At 59.5% G+C, this 10,373-nt stretch carries 10 protein-coding genes and 1 pseudogene; 5 read left to right on the top strand and 6 right to left on the bottom strand.

Going from position 1 to position 10,373, the window contains the following annotated elements; translation table 11 throughout:
* The 3 genes from scpB to JWR14_RS20380 all read right to left on the bottom strand — a co-directional run.
* On the bottom strand, nt 1–876 hold an 876-nt coding region (gene scpB / locus JWR14_RS20390; RefSeq protein ID WP_299710505.1), incomplete at its 3' end, for an SMC-Scp complex subunit ScpB.
* A 446-nt stretch (nt 877–1,322) separates the two neighbouring features.
* Nucleotides 1,323–2,576: a pyridoxal phosphate-dependent aminotransferase gene (locus JWR14_RS20385; protein WP_299710503.1), complete on the bottom strand. Its 1,254-nt coding sequence runs from the start codon at nt 2,574–2,576 to the stop codon at nt 1,323–1,325.
* A gap of 162 nt (nt 2,577–2,738) precedes the next feature.
* The gene (locus tag JWR14_RS20380) at nt 2,739–3,653 is read right to left on the bottom strand and encodes a LysR family transcriptional regulator (protein WP_299710500.1); all 915 of its coding nucleotides are present in this window, start codon (nt 3,651–3,653) and stop codon (nt 2,739–2,741) included.
* Nucleotides 3,654–4,066: 413 nt separating this feature from the next.
* Between JWR14_RS20380 and JWR14_RS20375 the strand changes: the two are divergent.
* Together JWR14_RS20375 and JWR14_RS20370 are read left to right on the top strand one after the other, a co-directional pair.
* Nucleotides 4,067–4,453 (top strand): annotated as a pseudogene (locus JWR14_RS20375) (transposase); the annotation flags it as partial.
* Nucleotides 4,454–4,891: 438 nt separating this feature from the next.
* On the top strand, nt 4,892–5,152 hold the full coding sequence (locus JWR14_RS20370) for a hypothetical protein (RefSeq protein WP_299710489.1): 261 nt from the start codon (nt 4,892–4,894) through the stop codon (nt 5,150–5,152).
* 336 nt (nt 5,153–5,488) lie between these two features.
* On the opposite strand, the gene JWR14_RS20365 is transcribed toward JWR14_RS20370, so the two are convergent.
* Complete coding sequence (locus JWR14_RS20365) at nt 5,489–5,803, bottom strand: hypothetical protein (RefSeq protein ID WP_299710486.1); 315 nt, start codon at nt 5,801–5,803, stop codon at nt 5,489–5,491.
* Between the two features lie 304 nt (nt 5,804–6,107).
* On the opposite strand from JWR14_RS20365, the gene JWR14_RS20360 reads away from it, so the two are divergent.
* From JWR14_RS20360 to JWR14_RS20350, 3 genes are all read left to right on the top strand, one after another.
* Nucleotides 6,108–6,836 carry a YdcF family protein gene (locus JWR14_RS20360; protein ID WP_299710483.1) on the top strand — a complete coding sequence of 243 codons (729 nt, stop codon included), beginning with the start codon at nt 6,108–6,110 and terminating at the stop codon, nt 6,834–6,836.
* Nucleotides 6,837–7,143: 307 nt separating this feature from the next.
* Nucleotides 7,144–7,380, top strand: a complete 237-nt coding sequence (locus tag JWR14_RS20355; protein WP_299710480.1) for a hypothetical protein — start codon at nt 7,144–7,146, stop codon at nt 7,378–7,380.
* Nucleotides 7,381–7,610: 230 nt separating this feature from the next.
* Nucleotides 7,611–7,874 (top strand): hypothetical protein, encoded by a 264-nt coding sequence (locus tag JWR14_RS20350; RefSeq protein ID WP_031358965.1) that lies wholly within the window; start codon nt 7,611–7,613, stop codon nt 7,872–7,874.
* An 80-nt stretch (nt 7,875–7,954) separates the two neighbouring features.
* On the opposite strand, the gene JWR14_RS20345 is transcribed toward JWR14_RS20350, so the two are convergent.
* Nucleotides 7,955–8,242: a putative quinol monooxygenase gene (locus JWR14_RS20345; protein WP_299710471.1), complete on the bottom strand. Its 288-nt coding sequence runs from the start codon at nt 8,240–8,242 to the stop codon at nt 7,955–7,957.
* 644 nt (nt 8,243–8,886) lie between these two features.
* Nucleotides 8,887–10,098: an outer membrane protein assembly factor BamC gene (bamC, locus tag JWR14_RS20340; protein WP_299710468.1), complete on the bottom strand. Its 1,212-nt coding sequence runs from the start codon at nt 10,096–10,098 to the stop codon at nt 8,887–8,889.
* Between the last annotated feature and the right edge of the window lie 275 nt (nt 10,099–10,373).

The following is a 10,373-nucleotide window of genomic DNA, read 5'->3' as shown; positions in this document are numbered from 1 at the left end:
TTCAACGTGGACTGCTTCGGCCGCCTCGGGTTCCTGCGAATTCAGCGACTGCGTCGCTTCATGCGTGGTCGCGCCTGGCAAAGCATCCGGTGCGTCTGGTGTACCTGGCCCGGCAGCGTGAACAACCACTCCAAGGTCGCCATTCGGCTCGCTGCTAGCGATAACCACCGGCGTGGTTTTGGTCACGTCAGCGTCGGACAAGAGCGCAGATGACGGCGATGCGTCCCCGCTCGAAGCGTCCGGCAACAAAGCAGGTTCACCCTTCGATTCCAGCCCTTGCACCGGCGCAGCGCCGATTGCGGCGGCGTCGTCGCCGGGGAAATCGATCGCATGCTGCGCGAACAGCGACGCTTCCAGTTGCGCCGACGGGTTGTCGAGTGCGGGAAGTTCATCGAGCGCGCTCAAGCCCAAGTCATCCAGGAACTGCTTGGTGGTGGCGTAGAGCGCTGGCCGGCCCGGCACGTCGCGATGACCGATCACCTCGATCCAGCCGCGGTCTTCCAGTTGCTTCACCACCTGCGTGTTCACCGTGACACCGCGAATTTCTTCGATGTCGCCGCGCGTCACAGGCTGCCGATAACCAATGATCGCGAGCGTTTCGAGTACGGCTCGCGAATATTTGGGCGGCTTTTCCGGGTGTAGCCGATCGAGATAGGCCCGCATTGCAGGTTTGCTCTGAAACCGCCATCCGGACGCCAGCGCCACAAGTTCCACGCCGCGTCCTGACCAATCCTGCTTCAGGGCGTCGAGCAAGGTGCGAACTGTGTCTGCCGATATATCGTCGGCGAAAAGCTTGCGCAACTCGGCGAGTTTCAGCGGCTCCTGCGCGCAGATCAAGGCAGTCTCGAGGACGATCTTCGCCTCTTGGGTATTCATGCAGCTAGATAGGACCCTGTATGGTCTATGAACCGGTCAAGTCAGGCCGAATCGAATGACGCCGACTACTCGAACCATTCGCAACGTTCAGACTGGAAAACCGTGGACGAGGATACTGACGACGCGCTCGCCCGATTTCTGATCGGTCATATTGATTGGGAGCACGCACCGGGGGGAGGCAAAACACGGGATCAGATCCTGATCGCCGAGCTTTTCCCAGCCGGACGAAGTAGCGCTTTCCAAGGCGGAAGCACGTGACTGGACGCATATTACGCAAAAACAAACGATGCGTAAAGGTGAAACATTGGGTAGCCGCCAGACTCACGTCTGGCGGCCTTCCGCAGCCGAAACCCTGGCACCCTGTCCCCGTTTTTCCGCCTCTTGTGCCCCGCCAGGTGCAGTCCGTTGGCCGCTTGGCCGCTAAGGTTGGCCGCTAGACTGGTCATTTATCCAGCCGGGTGCGCCTCCATGAACGCTCGCAGGCGTGCGACCCCAGCGTCCAGGCGAGCGGTGTCGCATGCGTAGCACCAGCGCACAAAGCCCTCTCCTTCGGGACCGAACGCACTGCCGGGCGCAAGTCCGAGCGCGCTCTCGCGCACGAGTGCCTTGCACAGTTCGAGACTGCGGTTCGCACCCGGCAGCTTGAAGAACAAGTACATGGAACCGGCTGGCGCCCGCACATCGATACCTGGAATCCGCTGCAATGCCTCCACGAGGTAATCGCGGCTGGCGCGCAGGTCGGCGACCAATGCTTGCGTAAATTGCTCGCCTTCCTTCACTGCGGAGATCCCGGCCATCTGGACGAATGAAGGTGCGCAAGACGTGTTGTACTCAACCAGCTTGCCGAGATCCTCCATCAGGCGCTCAGGCGCCACGATCCAGCCGAGTCGCCAGCCCGTCATCAGCCACGCCTTCGAGAACGAATTCACCGCTATCACCCGTTCGTCGCGGGTCGCCAGATCAAGGAACGAAGGAGCGACCGTGGCGTCTTCGCCGTAATAGAGGCGCTCGTAGACTTCGTCTGCGACCAGCCAGATGCCGAGTTGCCGGCAACGGTCAAGCACCGCCTGCTGCTGCTCGCGTGTCATGACCCAGCCGGTAGGGTTATTCGGCGAGTTGATCATCAGCATGCGCGTGCCGGGCGTGAGAGCGGCCAGCAGTCGGTCTAGATCGAGCGTCCAGCCGTTCGCGCCATAGGTCAACGCGACCGTTTCCACAGTGGCGCCGAGGATCTTGGGAATTTCGACGAGATTCGGCCACAGCGGCGTGACCGCCACCACACGGTCCCCTGCGCCCGCGACCAGCTGTGTTGCCAGCATCAGTGCATTGACCCCGGCGCTCGTCACCGCAATTTCAGCAGGCCGGGTGGCGCCATGCAGCTTGCCGACATAGTCAGCAAGCGCCTCGCGCAGCGGTGCGATGCCCAGGTTGTGCGTATAGAAGGTTGCACCGTCGGCGAGCGCGCGGCTGGCAGCGTCGCGAATGAATTGCGGCGTGACCTGATCTGACTCGCCAAACCAGAACGGCAAAACATCTGGGACACCGAAACCCGCGTTGGCGACCTCGCGGATCTGCGATGGCCGCAGCGCACGGACAGCGTCACGTGCATTCGGCGCACGTTCGCCTCCTGCCTGTGCGCTTACAGGTGTATTTACCAGCACACCCAGTTCCGAGGTAACCGCCCCTTCTGACTCACTCATTACCGCCTCCGCCGATGGAAAGCGAAAGTCTAACGCGACGCCCTCCGAAAAGCGCTGTACGGCGCGCGCGTTAGCCATCAGGCCAGTTCTTGCGCGCTTTCGCGGACTTGGCGGGGCATGCAGGTGTACCAAAGCGCAAAACCGCTGAGATCGAGCAATCGGCTAAGCCAGTTCTTCTACGCGTTTTGGCAATCCGGCGACCAGCCCCCACACCGATTCAGCGGCAGGCGACAACGACCGGTCGCGCCGCCGCACCAGTTCGACGGTTCGCTCGACCCGCGGCACCAGTGGCAACGCGATCAGCGACGAATTCGCCGGCAACGGCAGGGCCAGCCAAGGCAGCACGCTAATGCCGACGCCCGCTTCCACCAGCCCGAACACCGTAGCCGAATGACCCAGTTCCTGCACCACGTCGGCGATAACGTGATGTTCACGCAGCACGGCATCGATAATCGGACGGCTTCCGGAAGCCTGATCCAGCATGACCAGGCGTTCGCCGGACAATGCGGCCCAAGGCACCTCGAGCGCCGCCGCGAGGGCATGGTCCTGCCTCGCAACCGCGCAAAACGAATCGGTCATCACGACTTCCCCATACAGGTCGTCATTGGCGTACGGGCCAATCGCCACACCGAAATCGACTTCGCCAGATTTGACCTTGCGAATCACGTCGCTCTGGAGGTCGTCGCGCAAACCCAGTGAAATCAGCGGAAATTCCCGGACACAGGCCGAAATGACGAGCGGCATGAGACGGCACGCCACGGTCGGACTGGCCGCGACGATGACCCGTCCACGCCGTTGCTGGCCGAGATCCCTGATCTCGCGGAGCGCTTCATCGAGGTCCGACAGCAGCCGTGACACGCTGCCGACGAGATTCGCGCCGACGTCGGTGAGTTGCACCTCGCGGGTAGTCCGGTCGACCAGTTTCATCCCGATCTCCCCCTCGAGCTCACGCACGCACCGGCTCACCGCCGACTGCGTCAGACCGATTTCATCGCCGGCCCGGCTGAAGCTTTGCAGCCTAGCGACTTCAATAAATACGCGCAGTTGTCGCAACGTCACATTGAGCGCTCGGCTCATAACTTCCCCTCATCAATCCACCACATAGATGCAAATTGTAGATCAAGGTCAGTTAAGAAAACGGTTTCATCAAGCGACGCGCTGCGGTGCAGCAAAAATGCATTCGCGCACGCAGGATGGGCTTATTGCACTTGATTGGTGATTGTCCCGATTTCATTAACTGCACTTATAGCGTCTCATACGGGCCATGCTGGCATCGCGCCAGCCTACTGCCGCGAGGCTTTCCGACCGATCGATACACGCATGGCACGGTTCTCGCATTTACTTGTGCAGAGGTCGGCGCCATTGCAGTTTTAAACGCAAATCGTCCGTCGCAATGCTTGCTCCGACCTTACCTGGGTTCGATCTTCGAATTCCGACCAGAGTGCGCGGCGCGGGGCAGCGCACCGGGGTTAGCTTCGCTGAGGTGAAACATGATGTTCGACGATTTAAGAGATAACGAGTGGGCGCTGGTAGAGGCCTTGTTTTGCGCAGAACCGGCACGCAGTGAACGGCGCGGTCGTCCGCGTGTGGAAGCACGTGCCGTCGTCAATGCCGTGTTGTGGGTCCTGTCCACAGGCGAAGGCTGGTCGAAGTTGCCGGGCCGCTATCCGTCGCCGCCGACTTGCCGTCGACGGTTCGACGAATGGCAAGCTGACGGTACGCTCGCGGAAATCGTAAAACGGCTCGGCAACAACGGCCGTGAGGTGTCGTTGCGGGGCCGGATTGGTTCCACCGCTGCGAAACCGCCGGCACCGCCGAGCCGGGACCGTCTGCGTGGCGCATTCTGGACGAACCCGGAATCGTGGCGCGCGCCGGTCAAGATGGCCTGACAGCCTGAAACAACGCGGTAAGCGGCACGTTCGGGCTGTATGGTCGATCGCTGCACGACCGCGCTGTACCGCTAAAGATACGCGAAGCACCCGCGAGCAGGTTTCCTGCGTTTTATCCCGGCTCCCACCCGATGTATCTCCTCGAGTGATGAGCCGACGGTCTGCGCTCGCAGGCCATTCTACTCAGTCAAAAAGTTGCCGGCAGGCGCTCGCCTTTCGTTGATCGAAAGGGAGCGCATGGCGTGCATTGCCTCCACGCACAGTGACGTTGCGGTCGCGCGAACTCGCGCTCCCCAATGGCATGTTGCGGCCAGTCAGGACCCTCGAGAAACAACTCTTTACCAATATTTACAGCATCCTTTCGTATGCTGGCATAGCTTATGAAGCTAGCTAGCGAGCCAATATCGGCTCGAGGGAGTTTTGATCATGAAACCAATGTCACTGCTCGTGTGCGGCATTGTGCTTTCATCACTGGGTACGGGAATGACGGCGCACGCGGAGTCGTCCGCGGGCAACTTCGCGCTGCGCCCGAATACGCAAGCCAGCTTGCAGGACTGGAGGAAGGAACAGGTGCGTGGCGGCGAGATGGCTGAAACCGCGCCGCGTGGGGACTTGCGAGGTGATATCGCGAGTAATGCGCGCGCACGGCCCGAGCCGGATCGCGGAGGCCGCCCGCGTAAGCACTGAGGGACGTTGAAGCGCGGTGAGTCACGAGACAAGCAAGACCGCCGGAATAGCGCGCATTCAAATCATATTTCAGTGGATGGCGGCCGTTCCGGGAACCCTTCTTCGTCGCGTCAGTCGGACTTTATGCCATGAGCACAGCGTGGCAGAAGTAGATCCGGTAAGCCCGTATCCTCGTGATACGGGCTTTTTTTGTCGACGTTTTACCGCTGTCATGAGTGGACCGATTTCACAGCCTCGCTCATTCGACGCAGAAATGGCGCTATTGCAGCCGCAACCGTTTGCCCGAGGTTAAACCGCTGAAGCGCAAGGCCCTTCAGCGCGAAGGTTGGAAGGGCTTTAAGCGCGCGCTTCGGCCAGGGGTTCCTGAAGGACGGCCGGAGAATACGGTGCGTTACGATGCAGATCCCAGTCCATCGAACGCTCGTCGCGGGCGAGACGGGAGAACTCCAGCTTGCCCCGCTCGGTCACTACCGCAATGTCCACAGGGGCGTGAAAACCGGGAGCGGGTGCTACGGTGCGCTGCCGGACCAGCTCCAGCAGGCCCAGGTCGCGTAGATGGCTGAAAACGTTTGGGCGTCTTGCCCACGGAACTTGACGATACTGAGCTCGCCGGAGCGCTTCGAGTACGGCTTCGTTTGAATACGTGGTCATCTCGTTATGTCTTCCAGTGCAGCCGTGACGGCACCACATGGCAGTAACTGACTGCCAGCGGCACCGACTAAACGCGGCACGCCCCGAAACCAGTCAAAATGCCGACTTCGCGGCCCCTGACCGGAACTCGCAGCCGCCGCTTGCGCTAGGTGCTGCTTATTTCTGCTTACCGCTACTTATAATTCCGAGCGCCCGTTAAACGCGCACTACACAACGCGTTCCGCAGTTCCGGCGATGCACTCTCACGAATGCGATGACCACGAAGCGGATTATCTCGAAAACCTATACGTTACCTCAAACCAAATTGGTTCTTATAACTTTATTGCTGCTTTTCTTTGCACTGTTCGCACTTTGGCGACAACGCCGGCGCGCGGTCGCGCTTGTTTGCGCGATGGTGTTCTGGGCGCTGGGCGCGGGTTGGCTTTCGGCACCCCTGCTTCACCTTGCACAGCGCGGGTTCGAGGAGAAATCTACGCCGCAGCAGGTGCATTTCGCATCGCGAACGACTTTTATCCTGCTGGGCGGCGGCACGCGTTACGACGCCGACAAACACCTGATTCCAAAACGCGATGCGTTCACGCGTATTGTTGTCACAGCAGAGTTGTATCGCGAGTGCCGGCGCGCAGGCGGCGCGTGCAGGGTGATCGTAAGTGGCGGCAACCCGCAGCATCATGAACAAGCTGAGGCCGACAACTACGCGCCCTTCCTGCTCGCTCGCGGCGTGAGCGCCAGCGACCTCGTGCTCGAAAACGAGAGCCTCAATACGTACCAGAACGCTCGCTATGTGGCGAGCATCGTGCAGCCTGAGCGCGACGAAACTCTGGTGCTGATTACGTCCGCTTATCACATGCATCGGTCATTGCTTGCCTTCAATGCTTTTGGTCTCGACACACAAGCTTTCATCAGCAATGTGCGGAAATCCAGGGCTACATTCTTTCCCCGCTCACGCGGTTTCATCGATGCTGAAACTGCCCTGCATGAACTGATCGGCCTCGCACGCTTTCGTGTGTACCAACGCGTGGGGCTGTATTGAAACGACTCGGTGTTGAGAGGCATCGGTGTTGCGCGTCATGTGTCAACACCTGCTTCAACACCGTTACTCATCTCGAAATTCAGTACTAGAAACCAATGCGCTTCGCCGGTATTATCGCCGGCTCAGTCAATCGACTGGCCGGGCTGATGCTCTGTTAGAGTCAAACCGCAGTGTCATTGCTGAAATGCGACGGCACTGTAACTACATGTAACGATTCGCGGGCAGGATCGGTATTTGCTACGCAGCGTGTAATGTCTCGCTAATCGGGACAGGCCAACCCGGGTTCAACGAGTCTATGGAGGTAACAATGAAGAAAATGTCCCTGGCAGTCTTGTTTTCCCTGAGCGCAATGACCAGCGCAGCATTTGCACAATCCGATCAGGGCGTCACGATGAGTACGGATCCGGCCAAAATCTCGGATATCGAACAGCGCGCGCAGGACCTGCAATCACGCCAGTCGGCCATGCCGAGCGACATGCCGATGCACAAGAGCACCACGCATCACAAGAAGGGCATGAAGCATTCGAAAGGCACGGCCGAATAAGCGATCGGGTTCAACCGTCGCAACGGCGCGCAAACGTTAGCGGTCGGCGAACCAGTTCCGCGAACCATTTAGCGAGCCGCTCGCCTTAAAAAGCCGGATATGACGCACGAGGCGTTGTATCCGGCTTTCGTTCGTTTGCGACGACTTCAGGAATCGATGCGTTCACCGGCGCGGCGTATGCTACATTCCGCGTCGATAAAATTGAATCGCACTCGTGTGCGGAGGATCGTATGAGCAACATCCAGCTGGATATTGAATGGACCGAAGCAGCATCACGCAAGATTGAAAAGCTGATGCCGCGTAACGCAAAGGACAAGGACGCGTATCTCGCGCTGCCGCCCGTGGAGTGCCTGCCCATGGAAGGCGACGTGCTGTTCCTCGGCCCGGACGGCAAACAACAGCCGTTTATCGTGGCCGAGCGTCAGTACCATCATGACGGCGACGCCGACTGGACCATCATCCTGATCCTCGACGTACCGCACGAGACTCACTAAGGGATGGTGACGTAGGGATGATCGAGCAGTGAGACATGGCTACGCGGATGCACTGACTTCTGCGTGTCCCGTTCAGCCGTTCAGAGCTTTGCCACCACGTTGATTTCGCCGTGCTCAATCAGGTCCGGCAGCGTCTTGCCGAGCGCCTGGATGTGCGGTGTTTGATTGTGTTGCGCTAGCGCCGCCTCGCTCTGCCAGCGCTCGTAGAATACGAATCGGCGGGGCTCCTTGATGTCGCGATGCAGGTCATATTGCAGCGCCCCGGGTTCCTTGAGTGTCGGTGCCACGATGCCCTGCAGGGCTTCCTTCAGCTTGTCTTCGTTACCCGGTTTGGCAACGAATGTCGCGACCACGGCGATTTCCGTCATGACTTGACTCCAGATTAAAGGAGCAAGCATAACGTCGACGCTGCACGCACGCTGAAACGACTTTGAACCGACAAGAAAAAAGCCCGCGTTCCCTTTGGGGAGCGCGGGCAAAAGCCGTCGCCCTACGAGGATAGGCGACGGGGCCATCGAGATCCGCTTGGCCAGCGGACCGCAATTCGTGAAAGTAAATTGGGTGACCTAGGGTGGCATGAAGCAGGACGCCGCTTCATTTAGGCGCCACGCAGATTACATGCCATAGATACAATGTAATCCCTATGCAGTTGATTCCTATAAGCTTTCCCGCACATAAAAAACCAAAAACAGCGCCTGAGCCGAACCTGTAACCATCTGCTGTCACGTGACACCGACATCATGAAAGGTCCGCTTGCCTCCCTCTGATGTCTGTCGCCCGAAGCGTAACGCAGCGACCGCGTTCACTCGCGCGCGTTACCGCGCATTTGAATGCAAAAGGCATTTTCAATGCCTCAACTAATCTCAGAGGTATAAAAAAACCCGCCTGAACTTCAGGCGGGTTAGTCGCGGGTTAGTCATTCCGCGCAGTCTTTCGGTGACATTCAGCTTACTGATTCAATTTGCTGGTTCAGCCTCTTGAACAAGTTTGCAGAAGGTCACTGCGATGTGCTTCAACGCAACTGGTCGTCGAGCAGGCCCATGATCTGGCGCGCTTGCGGCGAGGAATCAACGTTGCCCTTGCTGTCGATGATCGACACACGCGTCTGCGTCTCCGTCAGCGCCCGCACGTTGATCTCATAGTTCTTGGGTAGCTTCTCTTTCTTACCGTGGAACACCTGGCTCCAGAAGCCCTGCTCCGCCGAGGTCATGTCCTTCGGGTCAACATACCGGACGAAATAAATGCCGCGGCCACGATCCCGGTCATCGACGGTAAAGTTCGTCCGGTCGAGCGCCAGACCCACTCGCAGCCACGCACGATCGTAGGGTTCCGGCAAGTTGAGCTCAACCGAGCTTGCTTCAGGCACCACGTCTTCCTTGATCGGCGTCTGCGCCGAGAGGGCGGCGTTCTGTGCCGCTCTCTGCGCTGACGTGGTGGACGTGGGCGAGCTCGCTGCCGCGGCCGCAGCCATGGCAGCGTCGGTCGCGCCGGTCTGGCCGCTAGCCTGGCGCGCGTCGGCCAGTGCCAGGTTCGCCATCAAGCGCTTCAGGTATTCGCCTTCCAGGGCGGGATCGTTCGGCTTGGCCTGCCACTGGCTTTGATCGTTATTGGTTCCCGTCAGCGCTTCTCGCATGCCCTTCTGACTGATGAACACATACGTACCGCCGTTCGGCGCTGCCTCGAGGCGGGTGCGGTACTTGTTGCGTTCGGCTGCAACGTATGAATTGCCCGTCGCCATTGTCAGCGTGTTGCGAATCAGCCCGTCTGAGATCGCCGGGTGGGTTTCGTTCCAGTCCGTTTCCATGACGCCCTTGTCACGCGCGTCCACGACAAGCAGAAAGCCCTGTTCCTGCCAGAAACGACGAATCTGCGGCCAGACCTGCTCCGGCGCTCGGGTGTCGATAACCAGCCAGCGCTCCGTGCCGTCACGCTGGATATGCATGCCAGAGACGGGCGGAATGACCGTGGGAGCGCTCGGCGCGGCCTTCTGCACTTGCTGGAGGTCCGAAAGCGAAGCCTGGCCTCCCTGAGGCGGTAACGAACGCTGATCTCCCGTTTCGTCGAGCAGATTGGGCGGGACCGCGAGAGATGCCTGTTTTGCGCGCCCGTCGCTCTTGTAATTGATTGCGTCGGGAGACGACGTACCGCATCCGGCAACAAGGCCTCCCACCATCAAGAGGGCTGCGACCTTCAAAGCCGGCTTGTTCACACGAAAATCTGTCATGTTTGGGAAATCCTTCCGCTACGCCACGGCGTTTTCCGTGGATCAACCAAGCATTTTACCGGTCCCACGCGCCGCCGTGCAAAAACAGTGCCCCTGACGTCGTAATGCCCGGATGACGCAGCGCGAGAAAGGTCTCCCCTGCATGAATTCCAAACAGGGGAATTCGAGCAGGTGTCGCGCGTCCGGATACGCGAATCAGGCCACTCTTGCACGCTTGCCTGCATCCGTTTCCACTCGCTGTCCGACTTCACTTTCTCGTCCGCCAAAATCCACTT

It is taken from the genome of Caballeronia sp. (genome assembly GCF_028292365.1).
GTDB lineage: Bacteria > Pseudomonadota > Gammaproteobacteria > Burkholderiales > Burkholderiaceae > Caballeronia.
Note: the sequence above shows the minus strand (reverse complement) of the source record. Positions and strands in the feature narration are given on the sequence as shown.

What these genes read in the sequence shown, in the direction of transcription:
- JWR14_RS20385 (WP_299710503.1), bottom strand. Translation starts at nt 2,576, where the DNA reads ATGAGTGAGTCAGAAGGGGCGGTTACCTCGGAACTGGGTGTGCTGGTA.
- JWR14_RS20380 (WP_299710500.1), bottom strand. Translation starts at nt 3,653, where the DNA reads ATGAGCCGAGCGCTCAATGTGACGTTGCGACAACTGCGCGTATTTATT.
- JWR14_RS20370 (WP_299710489.1), top strand. Translation starts at nt 4,892, where the DNA reads ATGAAACCAATGTCACTGCTCGTGTGCGGCATTGTGCTTTCATCACTG.
- JWR14_RS20365 (WP_299710486.1), bottom strand. Translation starts at nt 5,803, where the DNA reads ATGACCACGTATTCAAACGAAGCCGTACTCGAAGCGCTCCGGCGAGCT.
- JWR14_RS20355 (WP_299710480.1), top strand. Translation starts at nt 7,144, where the DNA reads ATGAAGAAAATGTCCCTGGCAGTCTTGTTTTCCCTGAGCGCAATGACC.
- JWR14_RS20350 (WP_031358965.1), top strand. Translation starts at nt 7,611, where the DNA reads ATGAGCAACATCCAGCTGGATATTGAATGGACCGAAGCAGCATCACGC.
- JWR14_RS20345 (WP_299710471.1), bottom strand. Translation starts at nt 8,242, where the DNA reads ATGACGGAAATCGCCGTGGTCGCGACATTCGTTGCCAAACCGGGTAAC.
- bamC (WP_299710468.1), bottom strand. Translation starts at nt 10,098, where the DNA reads ATGACAGATTTTCGTGTGAACAAGCCGGCTTTGAAGGTCGCAGCCCTC.